At 35.5% G+C, this 20,045-nt stretch carries 13 protein-coding genes; 9 read left to right on the forward strand and 4 right to left on the reverse strand.

Features of this window, described 5'->3' with window-relative positions; translation table 11 throughout:
* Position 1: 1 nt before the first annotated feature.
* From ABVM53_RS02430 to rhaM, 9 genes are all read left to right on the forward strand, one after another.
* On the forward strand, positions 2–3,286 hold the full coding sequence (locus ABVM53_RS02430) for a SusC/RagA family TonB-linked outer membrane protein (RefSeq protein WP_405329067.1): 3,285 nt from the start codon (positions 2–4) through the stop codon (positions 3,284–3,286).
* Positions 3,287–3,296: 10 nt separating this feature from the next.
* On the forward strand, positions 3,297–4,790 hold the full coding sequence (locus ABVM53_RS02435) for a RagB/SusD family nutrient uptake outer membrane protein (protein WP_405329070.1): 1,494 nt from the start codon (positions 3,297–3,299) through the stop codon (positions 4,788–4,790).
* A gap of 9 nt (positions 4,791–4,799) precedes the next feature.
* Positions 4,800–6,488 carry a fasciclin domain-containing protein gene (locus ABVM53_RS02440; RefSeq protein WP_405329073.1) on the forward strand — a complete coding sequence of 563 codons (1,689 nt, stop codon included), beginning with the start codon at positions 4,800–4,802 and terminating at the stop codon, positions 6,486–6,488.
* Between the two features lie 15 nt (positions 6,489–6,503).
* A complete protein-coding gene (locus ABVM53_RS02445) occupies positions 6,504–7,988 on the forward strand; it encodes a fasciclin domain-containing protein (protein ID WP_405329076.1) in 1,485 nt (494 codons plus the stop codon).
* A gap of 20 nt (positions 7,989–8,008) precedes the next feature.
* The gene (locus tag ABVM53_RS02450; RefSeq protein ID WP_405329079.1) at positions 8,009–11,200 is read left to right on the forward strand and encodes a SusC/RagA family TonB-linked outer membrane protein; all 3,192 of its coding nucleotides are present in this window, start codon (positions 8,009–8,011) and stop codon (positions 11,198–11,200) included.
* 34 nt (positions 11,201–11,234) lie between these two features.
* On the forward strand, positions 11,235–12,986 hold the full coding sequence (locus tag ABVM53_RS02455; protein WP_405329082.1) for a RagB/SusD family nutrient uptake outer membrane protein: 1,752 nt from the start codon (positions 11,235–11,237) through the stop codon (positions 12,984–12,986).
* Positions 12,987–13,023: 37 nt separating this feature from the next.
* On the forward strand, positions 13,024–14,406 hold the full coding sequence (locus ABVM53_RS02460) for a DUF4998 domain-containing protein (protein ID WP_405329085.1): 1,383 nt from the start codon (positions 13,024–13,026) through the stop codon (positions 14,404–14,406).
* Between the two features lie 20 nt (positions 14,407–14,426).
* The gene (locus ABVM53_RS02465; RefSeq protein ID WP_405329088.1) at positions 14,427–15,827 is read left to right on the forward strand and encodes a sulfatase-like hydrolase/transferase; all 1,401 of its coding nucleotides are present in this window, start codon (positions 14,427–14,429) and stop codon (positions 15,825–15,827) included.
* Between the two features lie 93 nt (positions 15,828–15,920).
* Positions 15,921–16,241, forward strand: coding sequence for an L-rhamnose mutarotase (gene rhaM / locus ABVM53_RS02470; protein ID WP_405329091.1), 321 nt, complete (start codon positions 15,921–15,923; stop codon positions 16,239–16,241).
* 87 nt (positions 16,242–16,328) lie between these two features.
* Here rhaM and ABVM53_RS02475 read toward each other — a convergent pair whose 3' ends face one another.
* The 4 genes from ABVM53_RS02475 to ABVM53_RS02490 form a co-directional block, all read right to left on the reverse strand.
* A complete protein-coding gene (locus ABVM53_RS02475; RefSeq protein WP_405329094.1) occupies positions 16,329–16,865 on the reverse strand; it encodes a hypothetical protein in 537 nt (178 codons plus the stop codon).
* Between the two features lie 77 nt (positions 16,866–16,942).
* Positions 16,943–17,683 (reverse strand): hypothetical protein, encoded by a 741-nt coding sequence (locus ABVM53_RS02480; protein WP_405329097.1) that lies wholly within the window; start codon positions 17,681–17,683, stop codon positions 16,943–16,945.
* Positions 17,684–17,764: 81 nt separating this feature from the next.
* The gene (locus ABVM53_RS02485; RefSeq protein ID WP_405329099.1) at positions 17,765–18,763 is read right to left on the reverse strand and encodes a DUF3078 domain-containing protein; all 999 of its coding nucleotides are present in this window, start codon (positions 18,761–18,763) and stop codon (positions 17,765–17,767) included.
* 21 nt (positions 18,764–18,784) lie between these two features.
* Positions 18,785–19,963, reverse strand: coding sequence for an AIR synthase related protein (locus ABVM53_RS02490; RefSeq protein WP_405329102.1), 1,179 nt, complete (start codon positions 19,961–19,963; stop codon positions 18,785–18,787).
* Positions 19,964–20,045 lie beyond the last annotated feature (82 nt).

Raw genomic sequence — 20,045 nt, forward strand, 5'->3', positions numbered from 1 at the left:
GATGAGACAAAAAACTACCTATTTTTTCTATTGTTTCACACTCCTATTGCTGATTTTTTCAAGCGCTGCTTTGAATGCTCAAAACAGTGATTTAGTAGTGCGGGGAACAATAATTGATATTTCAAATGGCCAACCAATTCCGGGAGCTACTATTGCAGAACAGGATACAGATAATCGTACCGTAACTGGTGTTATATCTGATTTTGACGGAAACTTTGCTCTACGTGTCAAAAGCCCTTCTAACAAACTGGTAATTTCAACTCTGGGTTATACCTCGCAAACGATACCGCTTACAGGAAAAAGCAGTTATATTGTAAAACTTTCTACATCTATTGATGAATTGGAAGCTGTAATGATTACTGTTGATAAAAAAGTTGAAAGCGGTTTACTTAATATAGCAGAGCGCAATCAAACAACCAGTAATGTCACTGTAAATGCAAGTGAAGTTGAAAATACACAAGCTGCTTCAATTGATGAAGCATTACAGGGTCGTGTTCCGGGAGTTGATATTGTTGCTAGTTCTGGAGATCCCGGTGCAGGTATGCAAATTAGAATACGAGGTACCTCATCAATTTCGGGCTCCTCAGATCCCTTAATAGTTGTAGATGGGATGCCTTATGAAACCTCAATTCCTCAAGATTTCAACTTTGGAACAGCAGATCAACAAGGGTATGCAGCATTATTAAATATTGCACCTTCAGATATTGAAAGCATTACCATTTTAAAAGATGCTGCAGCAACAGCAATGTGGGGGTCACGTGCTTCAGGTGGTGTTTTAGTTATAAATACAAAAAGGGGGTCTGTGGGATCTCCAAAAATAGGGTATAATTTTACTGGCACCTACTCTCAATTACCTAACACCATACCTATGCTTAATGGTGATCAATACTCTCAATTGATCCCCGAAGAATTTATGAATCGCGATGGTATCCCTCTAAATACTCTTACGGTCAAAGAATTTCAGTATGATCCTCAAGAGGTCTATTTCTTTAAAAACTATGGAAATAATACAGACTGGGTAGATGCAATTTCTCAAACTGGGTTGACCGGTGAACATACCTTATCTCTTCAAGGTGGTGGTGAAAAAGCACGTTATTACACTTCGGTAGGATATTACAATTCTAAAGGAGTCACTAAGGGAACCGGTTTTGAACGTATAAATGGTAGGTTAAATTTAGATTATATTGTTTCAGACCGTATACGTTTTAGGACAGATATCTCCTATACACATACAGACACAGATCGTAACTATGTAAATACTTTTGGTACATCAGACCGTGATCGATTAAGAAGTGTTGCCTATACCAAGATGCCTAACATGAGTATTTATGAGTATGACGATGTAGGTGATCTAACACCTAATTATTTCTCACCGGCTATAAATATACAGGGTGCATATCCCAGTACGTATAATCCTGTCGCACTTGCTGAATATGCCAGCAACAAACAAACAGGAGACCGTATTGTACCGCATTTTAATTTACAGGTAGATTTGATTCCTAAGCGCTTAATATCAACATTTGACCTTCAGTTTGACTTCAACAGCACCAAAGCAAAAGCATTTTTACCTCAAAACGCTACCGGACGACCCATAACAGAAACGGTCGTAAATCAAGCCTCTGATGCAGATGTCGATGCATCAACCGTAACTTCAAAAACAAATTTAGTTTATACCCCAGACTTAGGTGTGAATCAAAGTTTACAAGCGCTTTTTAGCTTACAAACAAATGATTATAGATATGAGTCACATCAAGCTTTAACTGCAAATACCGCCTCATCATTATTAACAGATCCTTCCGTACCATCGAGAACACAAAATTCTGACTTACGCTTGTACACTAATAACAGTCAGTCTCGAAGTGTTGCTGCTTTAGTAAGCGCTCAATATAGTCTACTTGATAGGTATATCTTGAATGTTGGAATACGCGGTGATGGTAATTCAAAATTTAGTGCAGACAATCGGTATTCCCTGTTTCCTTCTATTTCAGCACGATGGAGAGTTTCGGGTGAGTCGTTCATGAAAAATTTTGATTACTTGGACGATTTAAGCTTACGAGCCAGTTATGGTCAATCTGGAGGGACACCCAGATATGATTACCGGTATTTTAATATATATGGAAATTTTGACACTGAATATTTAGGATTAAACGGTGTTTATCCTCAAAATGTTCAGTTAGATAACCTACGTTCAGAAACCTTAACCGGGAAAAACCTAGGATTAAATCTTCAACTTTTTAATAAAAAAATAATACTTGATGTTGATGTATACCAAAACCGCACAACTAATCTTCTTTTTGAAAACCTCGCCATTTCTTCTGTTTCGGGTTATGGGAGTGTTTCTGATCAAAATGTAGGGACTATAGATAATCAAGGTTGGGAAGTAGGTTTGTATACCACCCCTTACAAATCTAATAAGTGGCAAGTAGATTTTAATTTTAATATTTCTCAAAATCAAAATATAATACGTGAGATTTCAGAATTCTTTCCTAGTGAAAGCGGTAACATCGATCGCAACGGAGAGTTTAAACGCTTCTTACAAATTGATAATCCATTTGGATCTTTCTATGGCTATCGTTTTAAAGGAGTATATACAGATCTGGAAGCAACTAAGGCCAGAGATGCAAATAACAATGTCATAATAGGTCCTAATGGTCAGGACGTTTATATGCGTTTTAATTTTCCAGCTACTGATTACGTGTTCCAACCAGGAGATGCTATTTATGAAGACATCAATAAGGATGGTAATATAGATAGTCGGGATGTAGTATACCTAGGAAATAGCAACCCAAAATTTACAGGAGGTTTTGGTCCTACAATAACCTTTAACAAACAGTTTAAACTCTTAATGTTTTTTACCTACAGACTAAATTATGATATTATAAACGGGACAGATATGCGTACTACTAATCTATACTCTTACGATAATCAAAGTACAGCAGTTTTGTCAAGATGGCGTAACCCAGGAGATGAGACTAATATTCCTAGGGCAATTTACCGCGGTGGATATAACTGGTTAGGATCTGATCGCTATGTAGAAGACGCTTCCTTCTTAAGATTTAGATCGGCGACGTTTAGTTACAATTTTGGCAAACCTTTTTTAAATAAAATGAAAATTGATGATCTGCGTGTTTTTCTAACTGCAGATAACCTTCTCACATTTACAAACTATCGTGGACAAGATCCTGAAGTAAGTATGCGCGGCGGCGATCCATTTTCTATTGCGATAGACTATTCACGAACACCTCCTACTAGAAGATTCACCATAGGTATTCAAACACGATTCTAAAATTTATGTTATGCGCACAAATCTAATATATACACTACTAGTAATACTTACCATACTTACCCAGTCTTGTGATACGTACCTAGACTTAAAACCAGAAGATGGTACAGTACGTGATGAATTCTGGAAAACAAAAGAAGATATACAAGCTGGTGTAATAGGGGTGTATTCTTCATTACTTAACCCACCCCCGTCTGAAAGCGATATAACAATTGCAGAATACATTTTCATGTATGGCGAGTTACGTGGCGGTATGGTTAGTCCTGGTGCCTTTGCGACAGAAGATCAGCGTGATGTGTTAACTACAAATATTTTACCCTCTAATACAACATCAAACTGGTCTTCTTTTTACCGCGTTATTAACTATTGCAATACGGTAATTGACTTGGCACCTGGTGTTATAGATCAGGATCCTACTTTAACACAAGAACAACTCGATAATTATCTGTCTGAAGTTTTGGCACTACGTGCCTATTTGTATTTTACACTAGCCCGTACATTTAAGGATGTTCCTATTAAGTTATCAGCAACCTTATCTGACAAAGAAAATTTTCAAATACCTACCTCCACACAAGCCGAAGTTTTTGCTCAGGTTCTTTTGGACCTCAATGAAGCAGAACGACTAGGTGTTGAAGACTATGGTACTCGTGATCAAAACAAAGGCCGCATTACTAAGCATGCAATAAATGCAATGCAGGCCGATGTTTATCTGTGGATGGAAAATTATGACGAGGCTTTAAACGCAACAAACAAGATTATAAATACAGGTAATTTTGCACTAATTAATGGTAATTCGCAATGGTTAAACATTGTCTATGCACAAGGAAATTCTTCTGAAAGCATTTTTGAATTTCAGTACACAACTCAAAATCTTAATCCGTTTTACACTTTATTTTTTCAGCGTCCACAGTATCTGGCTGCCACTCCCGTATTAGAGCAAATTTTTGGAGTAGATTTTAATAACCCTGAAAATAAAGATATTCGTGGAGAACGTGGTTCATTAGTACCGGGGACTAATGAAATTTATAAATATACCGGTCTCAATACAGTCGTTAGAAAATCATTACAAGAATCAGATACACACTGGTTTGTTTACAGATACGCAGATGTATTACTCATGAAAGCGGAAGCTCTTAATGAGTTAAACCGCGGAGAAGAGGCCCTCGCTATAGTTAATGAACTACGTGAAAAACGCAATGCGATACGTCAAACTCAAGAGCAATTGAGCGTAGATAATCAAGACGGCATTAGACTCTATATCCTTGCAGAGCGCGCTCGTGAATTAGCCTTTGAGGGCAAGCGCTGGTTTGATATTCTACGCAATGCTCGTAAAGAGAATTATGCGCATCTCGATATATTACTAAGCGTTGCTTTACAAAGTGCCCCTGCAAATCAACAGCAAAGTATTACTACAAAATTACAAGATCCTAACAGCCATTACTTACCTATAAGTGAAAATGAGTTGATTACGAATAAAGCCTTAATACAGAATCCATTTTATAAATAATCTTAAGTCATGAAAAAAATACACAGCTTATCCATTTTGCTCAGACTTACACTGGTCTTCATACTGGCTTGTTCTGTCCTAAACTGTACTACCGAAAAGTTTAAAGAATCTACAGATGAAACTCTTAATATAACTGAGTTCTTAAAGGCAAATCCTGAATATTCTTCATTTCTAGAAATTATGGAGATTACAGATTATGCCTCTTTTATGAATACATACGGAACCTACACTTTGTTTTTACCAGATAATGATGCTGTAGCCGCATTACTTTCTGATTTGGGTGTAAGTTCAATCTCTGACATACCTCTTGATGAATTGCAGGATTTGACTAAACTTCACATTCTAGAGCAAACAATAAAAACTACAGAATTTACCGATGGTAAGATTGCTGCTCCCAGTTTGCAAGGTCAATTTTTAATTACGGGAGCATCTAATAAAAATGGAACATCAAGCATTACTGTAAATAAAACTTCAAGTATTATCTCTTCTAATATTGAAGTAGGTAACGGAGTAATTCATGTTATCGACAAAGTACTTCGGGTTGCAGATAAAACCCTTGCGCAAACATTATCTAGCGATACCTCCCTCAGCTTATTTACTGAAGCTGTTAAAGCTACAGGCTGGTATGACAAATTAAATTTACCAGTCACCTATGATGCAGATAGTATTCCTAGTTATCTCACAGTTATAGCCCAATCCAATGAAGTGTTTCAAAAATTTGGTTTGAATACTCTTGAAGAGTTAAAAACCAAGTACAGTCATTTAGGAGATCCTACAAACCCTCAAGATAGTCTCAATCTCTTTGTGGCTTATCGCATTATTCCAGGGCTTAATTATCTGGCAGACCTTGCTGATACACCTGCAGTACTTACAAAAGCACCTCTTGAAGTAATTACTGTAAATCTCGCTCTGGACACATTATTACTCAATGAAGAAACCTTTAATGGAGTTCTTGAAAAGGGTGTAGAAATAGATCGTATTACCAGTGACATAACGGCTTCTAATGGTGCCTTACATTTGGTAAATGAGAATTTTTTTATAAAGAAAAGATTACCTGCTCCAGTGTATTTTGATGTTGCAGATCAACCAGAATTCAGACAACTGAGTTCAGTCTTTAGAACCCCTGGCGCTCCGAGTGTATACTTAAAAAATGAAGAACTAAGCTTAGTATCTTGGCCAGATAGTCAATCATTAGGCTATGTTGCTTCAGCGATAGGTAGCAGTTCTCAACTTGATAGAGCCTGGCATGGAGATGTAATTGATTTAAACAGATTTAGACAAGGTCACCTCAATCCAATGACTTTTACTACACCTGTGATTATAAAGGGCCAATATAAAGTTTGGGTATCCTACAGAACAAATGAACGCTCTTCTGCAGCCGCACAAATTTCAGTAGATGGTGTTGCTTTGCCAAGACTAATAAATTTTAGAGAGTACGGCAACACAGATCTTCCAGAAAGAGTGTTAGAATCACAAGGCTATAAGCGGCATATAGAACCCAGTACTAACCGATTTAACTGTAGACTAGTAGGTATTATAAATATAGAAACTACGGGAACTCACCAAGTTACTCTTGAAGCCATTCAAGATAGTAGTAACGGAAACACCTGGATAGATGTCATCGAATTCAGACCTATAGATATGGACCAGCTCTACCCAAAATTTGAAGCTGGTGGAGACGGTTTAATCTTTGAATAGAACACAAAAAATAAAATGAATACAAAACTTAATCCCTTTAGGATGAATTCAATAAAAACCAATTTTAAGCTGTTTTTTGCTTGTATACTGCTTGCTGGAGCATTCTCCTGTTCTGATCCCTGGGAAGAACATGCGGAGACCAGTGACGCTAATTTAAATTTTAATTTAAGTGAGGCACTCACCGCTTCTGCTCAAACTTCAGAATTTGGCAAATTACTCACGGAAACCGGCTATGATAAAATACTTGCTTCTTCAAAAACTTTTACAGTCTGGGCTCCTACTAATGAGGCTTTCGCTCAGGTTGAAGCGTCAGCGTTAGCAAGTACAGCTGCAAAAAAACTATTTGTAGAAAATCACATTGCATTAACCGCATTCTCTTCCATAACACAGCAAGATACGGTTACTGTAAAAATGTATTCTAATAAATACTTAGAGTTTAAATTCGGTAAAACAATTGCAGATGCAAATGTTATTGAAGCAGATAAGTACACATCTAATGGCTTATATCATATCATCGATAAAGCTCTAGCTCCTAAAAAGAATATCTGGGAATATGTACAAGAAAGAGCTTCTACTAATGCTATGAGCAAGTATTTAATAGACCTTAATGAAGTTAATATTTATACTAGAGATAGTGTTCAAAAGTCTTTATCCCTACCAGGTATTTATGCAGATTCATTAACGAACTCCTATTTTACAAACGTCTATAATCTTAATAATGAGGAAAATAAATACACTTTTTTTCTCTTAGAAGACGGAAGTTTTGTAACAGAAACAGAACGCTTAAGACCGTATATGAATCGTATTAGTGAAGACTCTACTACTACCTACACTAATTATTTCACAGTAAGGGATCTAGCCTTCCATAAAGCAATTACTCGCGAAAATTTACCCGATACTTTGGTGTCTAAATTTGGAGTGAAAGTACCATTAAATGAGGCTACGATTGCAGAGGAAATCCAGTTAAGTAACGGAGTTGTATATGTGATGGGTGAATTAGAAATTCCGCTAGAAACCCGCTTGCTTACATCTACCATTCAAGGAGAGGAACCTTTTCAATTTAGCCAAGGTGATAAACGCTCTAATACATTTTACCGTGAAAAGGAAGATCCTAATGGCATTGTTTTTAATGATATAATGGTACAGAATCATCGTATAAATAGATTCACTATTTATTATGGTGTTTCTAATTTATACACAACTTCCTATAAGGTATACTGGCGTGCCATAAATGATATACAAACAAACATCTTTCAACAACGGGTTAATATAGGAGGTTTTATATCTGAAGTTGATGGTAGTTTAAATGAACCTTTTGCAGAACTGCCTTATACGAATGTAGAGCCCAATGTATATGAAGAAGTTTTTGTGGGCGAATTTGAATTAACTGTTAAAGGCAGCGGCCAAACACTTGTCTCCCTTATGGCTGCAAATTCAACTTCAGACGGTGTAAACACCCTAAGCCTGGATTATTTAAAACTAGTACCTGTAATTAAATAAAGTCTTTTAAACCAATCGCTATGCTCAAAAAATTACAACTAACCTGTCTTCTTAGCATACTGTTCTTCGGTGGAATAGATGTCGGACTTTATGCACAAATTTCTCCTGATTCTACTTCGGTTAAAATCCAAAGTCAGGATGGTATTAATGTAAGAGGTCTTATTAAAGATGCAAAGACAGGCAAAGGAATTTCTGGAATAAGTATTGCTATAGAAAATTTTTCTGCTGCTATCACTAATGAAGATGGTACATTTTCTATAAAAGCACCTCATTTGAATGCTTTACTACTTGTAAGCGGTCTTGATTATCAAGCAAAAGTTTTTCCCATAAATAATAGAGATAATGGTTTTGAAATAGAGCTGTTTGAAGCAAATTATTCCTCATTTTATGAAGTAGCTAGGTTACCTGGAGGTGAACAATTACAGTATACCGGTACGCAAGGAACAAATGTTATAGATTTTGATGAATTACAGTGGAGTAATCCAGTTAATGAATCTGTAGGTGACTTTTTACAAGGTAAGGTTGCAGGTCTTAACAGTATACGTAGATCTGGAGTGCAAGGTACTGGAGCATATCTAACGTTGAGAGGCTTTAATTCACTTTATGCAACTAATAAGCCTTTACTAGTCGTAGATGGTATGATTTACGATGATGAAGATTATGGATTTGGTATCATTCAACATAATAGTACATCACCATTATCTATGATAGATGTTAAAGACATACAAGATGTAAGCGTACTTAAAGATGGCTCATCACTTTACGGTACAAAAGGCGCTAATGGTGTTATAATTATCACCACAACCCGTGCTGTAGATTTAAGTACTAAAATAGATTTTACAATGTATGGCGGTGTTAACCAAATTCCAGATCGTCTTCCTGTATTAAATTCTGGCGAATATCGCAGTTATTTATCGCAGTTAGTGGCTACCCGTGGAGACAGTCAAACCCAGATTGAGAATCAACCTTGGATAAGTGATGACCGTTCTACAGGTAACTATTTTAAATATCAAAATAATACAGACTGGCAGGAACAGGTTTATAAAAACAGTGGAAATCAAAATTATTACCTAAAAATTAGAGGTGGTGATGATATTGCTAAATATGGCCTTTCAGTAGGGTATTTAAACAGTGATGGAATCATAAAAAATTCTGGTCTTGAGCGATACAATACGCGTTTAAATGCATCATTAAAACTTACAGAAAAGCTTTTTGTAGATGCTAATCTTTCTTTTATACACAATACGGAGTATCAAAACGATCAAGGACTGGCTTATAAAACGAGCCCTTTATATTTATCGTTAACTAAATCCCCATTTATGGCAATAAATGCCATAAATGCTTCAGGTGAAGTATCACCTAATCTAGATGATGTAGATTTATTTGATGTGAGTAATCCCCTAGCTATTCTAGATAATGGATTTGGAGTGAACAAGAACTACCGCTTTTTCGGAAACCTTAATTTTGAGTATCAGTTTAATAAAAATTTTAGTGCTCATACACTAGTAGGTATCAATTATAATAAAGAGCGCGAGAGTTTCTTCATTCCAGATTTTGGAGTAGCAGATGTCGTATTACCTACTGCCATTGCTAGTAATAGAAGTGGTAGCGAGGTACAGCGTTTATATAGCATTTTTACAGATACCTACATTAATTATGCAAAACAATTAGACTTCAAAAATAAACTTGATCTGCGCCTGGGACTACGTTCACAAAATAATAATTCTGAAAGCGATCTGGGCTTGGGTTATAACTCAGCTACCGATGATTTTACAAGTGTAGGTGCGGGAAGTAACTTGTTGCGGTTTGTAGGTGGTGCTCTGGGAGAATGGAACTGGGTAAACGCATATCTAAGTGCAGAATACAATTATTTAAACAAATACTTTGTGAAATTTAATGCCGCGTTAGATGGTTCTAGCCGTTTTGGTGATGCGATAAATGATGGCGGTATTACTCTGGGAGGTTCACGTTTTGCAACTATGGGTTCAATATCTGCAGGATGGCTGGTGTCCTCAGAAAATTTCCTTCAAAACATAAAAGTAATTAATCTTTTAAAATTAAGAGGGAGTATAGGATATTCGGGTAATGATGACATCGGTAATTATACAGCACAACAACTTTATGTTTCCCAGAACTTATTAGGGCTCCAAGGTCTTGTACGGGATAATATAGGAAATCCCGAATTAAAATGGGAAACGGTTCGCAAAATAAATCTCGGTGCAGATATAGCGCTTTTTGATGAACGCTTTAATGCTTCTGTTGATGTTTATGAGAACAGAACAACAGATATGATTACATATGAGACTATTAACCCAACCAGTGGTTTTGACAATATAGTCTCAAACAGTGGGACCATGCGAACTAGAGGTATTGATTTGTCCTTAAATAGTAGATTAGTAAATACACCAGATATAAATTTTGATTTAGGTTTTACCTTATCACACTATATAAATGAAGTTACAGACATTCCAAATGAATTTATCCTATCTCAGTTTGGTGGTGCCACATACATAACCCAAGAGGGTGAGGATGCTAACCTCTTTTTTGGTTATCAAACTAATGGCGTGTATGCATCAACAGCAGAAGCAACTGCAGCCAATTTAAAAATACCTTTAGGCAATGGTAATTTTGCTCCATTTCAAGGTGGAGATGTAATATTTACAGATCTCAATGGCGATCAAGTTATTGATGAAAAAGACCGCACCGTAATAGGAAATCCGAATCCAGATTTTACAGGAAGCGTGAGTACAAGTTTTAAATATAAACGACTTAGTCTTTCTGCACTATTCAACTTTTCAGTAGGTAATGATCTTTATAATGGTCTTCGCAACAACTTAGAAAAAATGAGTGGTTATGAAAATCAAAGTATAGCGGTACGTAATCGTTGGGTTGCAGAAGGACAGCAAACTTCAATACCCAGAGCAGTCTGGGGAGACCCTATGGGTAATGCTTCTTTTTCAGATCGTTGGATTGAGGACGGTTCCTATTTAAGACTTAAAACACTTGTTCTTGCTTATGATATACCTCTAGATCTTGATTATTTAAATGCTGTAAAAATTTATGCAACAGCAAATAATTTATTTACACTCACAGATTATTTAGGTTATGATCCTGAGTTTAGTGCTACATCATCCATTTTTGGACAAGGGGCAGACATAGGTCTTGTACCTCAATTTACTACAATACAATTAGGCGTACGCTTGGGGCTATAATAATAATTTTTTAGAGCTAAGAAAAATGATAACAATGACTAAACATACCAGAATAACTGTAACTCTTGGAATATTTGCTTTAATACTAAGCTTTACCTCATGTCAAGAATATCTAGATGTTGAACCTCAAGATAAATTAAATTCTGATCAGGTTTATAGAGATGTTTTTGATGCAGATGCAGCAATTGTAGGTACCTACGGGAAATTTATGCAGTTAGCTGAAAAATATGTATTACTTAACGAATTACGTGCTGATTTAATGACTACAACACGCAACTCAGATCCAGAACTTATCGAACTCTCTCAGCATTCAGTTACCGCAGAAAATAGGTTTGCAAATCCTAAGGACTTCTATGAGGTTATTCAAAATTGTAATGACAATTTGAAAAATTTTGATGTTATGCTGGCTGATAAAAAATTTACACAAACTGAGTATAATCAGCGCTATTCAGACATTGGTGCTTTGCGTTCATGGGTATATTTGCAGTTAGGTATCCACTATGGTGAGGTGCCTTATATTACTGAACCTTTAGAGAATCTCAACGATGTCTTGGATACCTCGAAATATCCTAAAATTCCATTTCAAGAATTAATTAGAAATCTTGTAGAGTTTACAGAAGGACTCACTTATACTAGCCCTTATTCTGAAGACAGTACATTAGTTATAGATGTTGATGGCTATAATACCGCAAAATTTTTTATTAATAAAGAATGCATATTGGGTGATTTACAGTTGTGGAATAACAATTATACCCAAGCAGCAATACATTATAAAAATGTAATGGAAACTGGCTCAATGAGCGGAAATGATATTGATCGTTTTGATGTCTACCGTGTTAAATATGCAGAGATTGCTTCAAACAATGATTTAGCTGTGGGATATAGTAGATACAGTGAGCAAGATGCACGTTCTCTCATCAATAATAACACACAGGGATGGCGTTCAATTTTTGCAAGAGAACGCGATGTTCTATGGAATACGGAGTGGATTTGGTCGCTACCATTTGATAGTGACTTTGCTCCTAAAAATCCATTTATAAATTTATTTGCTAATCGTGGAGGTGATTACTTGGTTAAGCCTTCTCAGAATGCCATAAATCTTTGGGAAAATCAAAAACAACAGAATGGATTTCCGTATGATGCTAGAGGAAAGCGATTTTCTTATAATATTATAGATGATGATGAAGTAATTATGAAATATTTATACAATTTCCTAGATCCTATTAGACAGGTTCCAATAGATCTATTTCAAACTGATGGAAATTGGTTTTTGTATCGAGCAGCAACCTTACACCTACGCTATGCAGAAGCTGCAAACAGAGATAATCAACATAGAATTGCAGATGCCTTGCTCAATTTTGGAATTCAAAATGAATACACCGTTTCCGGAGTTACCGATAAAACAGATATAGAACAAACCTTTGAGCCCTTTCCTTACAATTTTGACGCACGCAATGGTGACTTTCCAAGATTTAGAGCAGACTGGCATCGTAATGGTGGATTAAGAGGTCGTGCTTATTTAGAACGAGCGCCAATAATAGGTGATAGTTTAATTTCTCTAGAGAATAATATTATAGAAGAAGCCGCATTAGAATTAGCCTACGAAGGGAATAGATGGGGAGATCTTTTGCGTATTGCATTAAGGCGAAATGATCCTTCATTTTTAGCAGATAAAGTTTTTGCTAAATTATCTGCAGACGGTAATTCTCAAGCTGCATCTATACGTACAAAATTAATGTCAAAGGAAAACTGGTATTTACCCTTTGTTTGGAGTTTAGAAGATTAAGATCTGAGATTAAAACTTAATTATTAAACGAGTTACTATGAAACATATACGGAAAATTTCAACACTATTACTATTCTTGACGGTCATAGTCATTAGTAGCAGCTCTTGTAAATCTGATGATCAATATTTATTAAGTCCCAACGATGAATCAAATGTTTTAGCAGAATTAAAATTCTTTGAAATTCAATCTGGAGAGAACAGAGTACTGGTTAAAGGTATTGTTGAAGATGCAAATATATCTGAAGTTAAAATATCTTGGGATGCTGGTATAAATTCAATGTCAATTCCTGTAAATGCAACTACTAGTCCAGACACTATACGTGCACTTATAGAAAATTTAGATGAAAAATTTTACAGTTTTGAAGTTCAAACATTAAGTAGTACAGGTGAACGTTCTAAGATACTTAAGGGAGGTGCAGATGTTTTTGGTGCTCAATATGCCGATAAAGCATTAAACCGAGAGATTCTTTCTGGATTTGTATTAGATAATAAATTAGATTTTGAATATGCTCCTGTCGCCACCGGTAGCGGCATAATAGATACTGAAATCAATTATATAAATACGGCTGGAGTTTCAATTAATTTATATATAGATTCTAAACAAAATTCAGTTTCAATACCCGATTATAAAAATAAATCAATTCTTAAATTTCGATCGGCATATATTCCCTCACCTAATGCACTAGACACCATATACAGTAAGTTCACAGAAACTTCATTTAAAGCTAATCCTAAAATAGTATTTATTGCAAATGGCTCTGCTGATGATGCTCAAATAGAATGGTTACGCTCTAATGACTTTTTTGTAAGCACATATGGTCACGATCGATTAGAAGAAGCTTCTCAAGAAAAAATCGATGACCTCAATAATGCAGATTTGGTAATTATAGGTCGCTCCTGTAGTTCAGGTAATTTTAATGGCTCGAGCAAAACAGCCTGGAATGCGCTAACAGTACCTTTGATATTAAATTCGCAATGGATAGCAAGAAACAGTCGGATTAATTGGTTTAATCAAGCAAGTGATCCAGTCCCATTTACAGTTTCTACAACAATAATGAAAGCAAAGATTGAGGATTCTACAGACCCTGTTTTTCAAAATGTAACTTTAGAAGCTAATGATTTGCTACCTTGGTTAAGTACACCTATAAATCTTCTATATACTGCTTCAAATACAAATGGCAAGGTGATGGTTACAAGCGCTCCGGGTGAGGCTAATAATAATGAAGGTGGCGCAATGTTATATGTACGCTTTGATGCAAATGTTGAATTTTATGAAGGTGCTGGTGAATCTGCTGCAGGACCACGCACTTATTTTGGTTTTGGAGCAGATTCTGGCGGTTCTTTTTATTTTCAGCTTACAGAAGATGCTAAACAAATCTATTTAGCTGAAATTAAGAGAATGATCGATTTAAAAAGCTAAATCTTAAAATTTAATTCTAAATGAAAAATATCAGTAAATTAATAATACTGCAGTTATTTGCTGCAGCACTATTATTTTCTATTATTAGCTCTTGTCAAAATAAAACTACAACGGATTCTAAAGAGGGTTTAAAAAACACAATGAAACCTAACTTTCTGGTAATCATAGCTGATGATGCAGGCTGGAATGATTTTAGTTTTAATGGCTCAGAAATTAACACGCCTACATTAGATAGTCTTGCACAATCTGGTCTCAAGCTAGATAGGTTCTACACCTACCCCACTTGCTCGCCTGCACGTGCAAGTTTCTTAACCGGTAGACCAGCAAGTAGAATGGGAATTGTAGCTCCTATAAGCGGCCGTAGTGAACTGAGTCTACCAGACACAATAAAAACACTTCCGCAGTCTTTAAAAGAATTAAAGTATAAAACCGCCTTAATGGGTAAATGGCATCTAGGTTTAAACCCAGAAAATGGACCAGAAGCTTATGGCTTTGAAACCTCTTACGGTTTTCTTCATGGGCAACTCGATCAATATGCACACACCTACAAAAATGGGGATAGCACCTGGTATAAAAACGGAAAGTTTATTGCTGAAAAGGGTCACGTTACAGACTTACTTACAAATGCTGCAATCGAGTATATTAAAGAACAGGACTCCTCTACACCTTTTTACCTGCAATTAGCATACAGTGCACCTCACATACCCTTACAAGAACCTAAACTTTGGCTAGACGAGTATCCCATGATTACAGATAACAGTCGTAAAGCATACGCTGCTGCGATGAGTCATATGGATGATGGAATAGGTCAAGTTTTGAAATCTTTAAAAGATCAAAACCTATTAAACAATACCATTATTCTATTTATTAGCGATAACGGAGCGCAGCAAAAATGGTTACCTTCAGAAGAACTTTATGATGGAAAATATGGCCCTAATTTAACGTTGGGAAGCAACTTACCACTGCGGGATTATAAAACTTCAAATTATGAGGGAGCTATACGTGTACCGGCTATAATATCTTGGAAAAATCATTTAGATCAAGGCGAAAGCGAGAATTACATTCAGGTTACAGACTGGATGCCCACATTTTTAAAATGGGCAGGAGCTACTCAAACACCCATTTCGATTGAGGGTGAAGCGGCTCAAGCCCTTCTAAGTCTCAAACTAATTGATAGATCAAATCCAATATACATAAGAGGTCATTTGCAAGAATGTCTTATAAAAAAACCGTATAAACTTATTCGCACCAGGCGTTTAGAAGGTGAGTCCAGCTATGCACTTTATGATATTGAAAAAGACCCATCAGAAACCAATAATTTAAGCACCTCGAATACAGAAAAGTTCAAAGAACTTCAAGACCTGCTTAACACAGAATTTAGCAAGGATACTCCAGAAGTTAATGTAGAACTTAGAGATTAACATTAAACTAAAATATAATTGAGAAGCGCATAAATCATGAAATAAAAAAAATGAGATTCTCAGTCATACCATTAAAATACCAATTCCTCTATAATGACACATGCATTTACAATGAAACTTCTTCCGGGTTTTCAAGAAGAATATAAACGTCGTCACGATTTTATCTGGCCAGAATTAGAGCAACTTTTAAAAAATTCTGGAATCAAAGAATACTTGATTTATCTCGATGAATCAACGGGAACACTTTTTGGATTTCAGCATTTAGAATCAAATCATAGCACAGCAGATTTACCTAATGATCCAGTAGTTAAAAAATGGTGGGCTTATATGGCAGATATCATGGAAACGAATACTGATAACTCTCCTGTTGAAGGAAGTTTGAAAGAAGTCTTTAGGCTAAAAACAAACTCATAGTAAACAAGTATTTCACTTCTTTAATAATAGGGTATAGTTGTAATCACTTAGCTCTTATTTATTTATAAATTAAAAATCAAATGACTACTAAGATTTAGATTTCCCTTCTCCTTTGAAGTTCTGTGAATTATTTTTAAAGAGAATATTAAATGTAGTTAGACTCCCGTAGATACGGGTAAGGTATTGCTGTAAATCTACTTTTTCCTGATCGTCAAGATTTTTACTTGAGTTTATCTTTTGCTCCATAACTCGTATACGATCTCTCACCATAACTATTTTATGAAAAAAAGCATCGATTGCTATTTCCTTGCTGGCAAGATTGGGATCACCAGAATTTAAAGTGATAGATCCACCTTTCCATTTATCTGCTATAGGAACAATTTCAGATATATCAGAATATTGTTTCAGTAAATTTCTCAAGGTGCTTTCAACTTCATAAAAAGACACACTATCAACCTCATCTTCAACGGCCTCTATGGTATCAAATTCCGAGTCTAGTTCAATAGTTTCTAAACCACTATCAATAAATGTAACCCAATAAAGTTTTGATGTTACATTAGTCACTACTCCCATTCCGAATTTTTCGTGCTTAATTCTTGATCCTATTCCAAGTAAACTTTTCATTTCAATTGTATTTATACTACATCGAATATAAAGTTTTTATAGGATAAACAATGATGTAGAAAAGTGAAAAGAGATTACTACAGTTTCTTATCAATCATATTGAATTGAAAATACTCTTCTTTAATACTCTCGTAATTAAGACTGTAATGGATATACATACCTAGAGCACACAAAAACAAAAAGCGATCAAAAAAGTAAAAGATTTCGAAATTGAAATAATAAGCAAATAAGGCTGCAATATCTGAGAAGATAAATGCAAACGCGAAGAATGTATATATCAATGACCTGGAGCTATTATATTTATTGTTGTAGGCTATGGCTTCTACTCCTAATAGCATCATTGATGCACCGTATAGATATAATAAAATAGGCTCGACACCATCGTGGAAAGTATAACTCACCATATTCATTATTATATACAAGGTATACGTATTTGCAGCAACCAGGACTGAAGTTATTAAAACTATACCCGGCTTAAAGCTTATTTCAGAAATCTTGGGCAACCGCTCTAAAACTATGGTAACGTATGCTAATGTGCCAAATATTAAATACAGCTTGTAACCCCAGGATTCTTCATAAAATTGAAAAAAGACATCTTTTATGCATAAAAAAAGTAATGCTGAAAATATCCAGAAACTGTAATATCTCTTCTTTATAATAAAATATAAGCTGAATAAAATAACAGTTGTGAGGCGGGCGAGTCTACTAGTTTCTAAATCGGAAAATCCTATAACTAGAAGATTGACAGCAGTAGCCAATGTAATTAGAAGTACAAAATAAATGTTACTTCTAGTTTTTATGGAATTTAAGATACTCATGAAACGAATTATCGTGTAAACGAATTACTTGTTAAACTTACGATAAAACAGAAGGTAGAGTTTTAGGTTTTCTAAAGTAATTTAAAAATCAACAATAACGCCTATCCCTAATTGTTGTTTCCATTGCGTTCTAGCACCCATAGTAATCTCTTCACCATCAATGTTTGTTTCCGTAATTTTGATGTCATTATCATACTTTAAATGAGATCCTAATCGTGCCAATACAAAACTATTAACCTTGAAATTTAAGTTCAATTCCCAATCTACATCAATGTTTCCGAAGCTATTTAAATAATCTGTATAGAGGTTTATTGAATTTGTGAAGTTTATATTCTCCATAATAGTAGCTTTAAGCACACTTTGTAAAAGAATACCAAGCTCGCTATTTACCTTCTCTCCATTCTTTATAATATTCCCATCTGCATCGCGCACTGCAGGTGTTACCCCAAAAGAACCATTATTTGCCAGCTCCTGATCTAAAACAAAAGTAGACTTATATGTAAGTGGGGATGCGTAGATAGATAAATTCTCGATATATTTCCCATATTCACCACCTACACCCAGAAATACATAACCCGGAGCCATAAATTGAGAGATAGGCACGCTGGTGTCTGGATATTTGTACCCATTTGTAAATTGAGATGCAAATCTAAATTTAGCAGAATAATACCAATTTGATAATGTATCTTTTCTATAACCGTAATCTGAAGTAATTTCTAAAAAATCATCGGTTTTGCGAAGTTCGCGTCCTTCCTGACTGTTAATACCAAATCTACCTGAGAATTTATTTCTCCACTTAGTTTTATTGTCGCTATAATTTCTTTCTACCACAAGTTCTGCTAATCCTGAGATGGAGTTACTACCTCCAGAATTCCAATTAACAAAAGCAACCTCACTAAGATCTAAGCCAATACGATTTGATTCTGACCAGTTTGTGGGTTCTACAATAATAATTTGTTCAGTTAATCTCTTTACTAAATTCTTTTTAATAGGTAAAGGAAAAGCCACGTGTTGAGCAGCTGCATTTTGACTACCAATAAAACCTGAAATTAGAAATAAGGAGAATAAAAATTTATACAAACCGAAATTGTTTAATTACTGTTAATAGGTAAACGTGCCAAAAGTACTTTTAATTGTTAACTTTTTTGAATCTGCAGATTCTACGCGTCCAATAATCTTAGCCTCAATATTAAAAGACTTTGAAATATCTATAATTTCCTGAGCTAATTGAGGATCTACATAAAGTTCCATACGGTGCCCCATATTAAAGACTTGGTACATCTCTTTCCAATTTGTACCACTCTCCTCTTGGATTAATTTGAAAAGTGGAGGTAATTCAAAAAGATCATCTTTTATAATATGTAAGTTCTCTACAAAATGTAAAATTTTTGTTTGTGCACCTCCGCTACAATGCACCATACCATGCAAGAGATTCTTATCTACATCTTGTAGAATTTTATTAATCACCGGCGCATACGTACGTGTCGGAGATAAAACCAGTTTACCAGCATCTAAAGGTGAATGAGCTACCGAATCTGTTAATTTTCTTGACCCGCTATATACGAGATCTTCGGGAACAGCGTGATCAAAACTTTCTGGATACTTTTCTGCCAGATATTTTCCAAAGACGTCGTGGCGTGCCGATGTAAGACCATTACTTCCCATCCCACCATTATATTCCTTTTCATAAGTTGACTGTCCAAAACTTGCCAGACCTACAATAACATCACCAGGCTTGATGTTCTTATTGTCTATAACATCCTCCCGTTTCATTCTCGCAGTTACTGTAGAATCTACGATAATAGTACGTACAAGATCTCCAACATCTGCAGTTTCTCCACCGGTGCTATTAATAGTCACACCGTGATTTTTGAGGTCATCTATTAATTCTTCGGTACCGTTAATTATAGCAGAAATAACTTCTCCAGAGATTAGGTTTTTGTTTCTACCAATGGTGGATGAAAGCAAAATATTATCTGTTGCTCCTACACATAGCAAGTCATCAACATTCATAATTAAAGCATCTTGTGCGATCCCTTTCCATACTGATATATCCCCAGTTTCTTTCCAGTACATATAAGCCAGAGAAGATTTTGTGCCAGCACCATCTGCGTGCATAATTAGACAATGCTCCTCGCTTCCCGTAAGATAATCGGGTACAATTTTGCAAAAAGCCTGCGGAAACAGTCCCTTATCTACATTTTTAATAGCATTATGCACATCTTCTTTTCCTGCGGAAACTCCGCGATCTGCGTACCTCTTTGAAATCTCTTGGCTCATTTTTGTCAGTTATTTTGCAAAAGTAAGAAATAAAAACGTCCTGATATTTCAGGACGTTCTTAAGGTTGATTAGTTATTTAAA

Origin of the sequence: Leeuwenhoekiella sp. LLG6367-2.1 (assembly GCF_045055775.1) — a bacterium.
GTDB lineage: Bacteria > Bacteroidota > Bacteroidia > Flavobacteriales > Flavobacteriaceae > Leeuwenhoekiella > Leeuwenhoekiella aequorea.

Coding starts and splice junctions, on each gene's coding strand:
- ABVM53_RS02430 (WP_405329067.1), top strand. CDS start 2: ATGAGACAAAAAACTACCTATTTTTTCTATTGTTTCACACTCCTATTG.
- ABVM53_RS02435 (WP_405329070.1), top strand. CDS start 3,297: ATGCGCACAAATCTAATATATACACTACTAGTAATACTTACCATACTT.
- ABVM53_RS02440 (WP_405329073.1), top strand. CDS start 4,800: ATGAAAAAAATACACAGCTTATCCATTTTGCTCAGACTTACACTGGTC.
- ABVM53_RS02445 (WP_405329076.1), top strand. CDS start 6,504: ATGAATACAAAACTTAATCCCTTTAGGATGAATTCAATAAAAACCAAT.
- ABVM53_RS02450 (WP_405329079.1), top strand. CDS start 8,009: ATGCTCAAAAAATTACAACTAACCTGTCTTCTTAGCATACTGTTCTTC.
- ABVM53_RS02455 (WP_405329082.1), top strand. CDS start 11,235: ATGACTAAACATACCAGAATAACTGTAACTCTTGGAATATTTGCTTTA.
- ABVM53_RS02460 (WP_405329085.1), top strand. CDS start 13,024: ATGAAACATATACGGAAAATTTCAACACTATTACTATTCTTGACGGTC.
- ABVM53_RS02465 (WP_405329088.1), top strand. CDS start 14,427: ATGAAAAATATCAGTAAATTAATAATACTGCAGTTATTTGCTGCAGCA.
- rhaM (WP_405329091.1), top strand. CDS start 15,921: ATGACACATGCATTTACAATGAAACTTCTTCCGGGTTTTCAAGAAGAA.
- ABVM53_RS02475 (WP_405329094.1), bottom strand. CDS start 16,865: ATGAAAAGTTTACTTGGAATAGGATCAAGAATTAAGCACGAAAAATTC.
- ABVM53_RS02480 (WP_405329097.1), bottom strand. CDS start 17,683: ATGAGTATCTTAAATTCCATAAAAACTAGAAGTAACATTTATTTTGTA.
- ABVM53_RS02490 (WP_405329102.1), bottom strand. CDS start 19,963: ATGAGCCAAGAGATTTCAAAGAGGTACGCAGATCGCGGAGTTTCCGCA.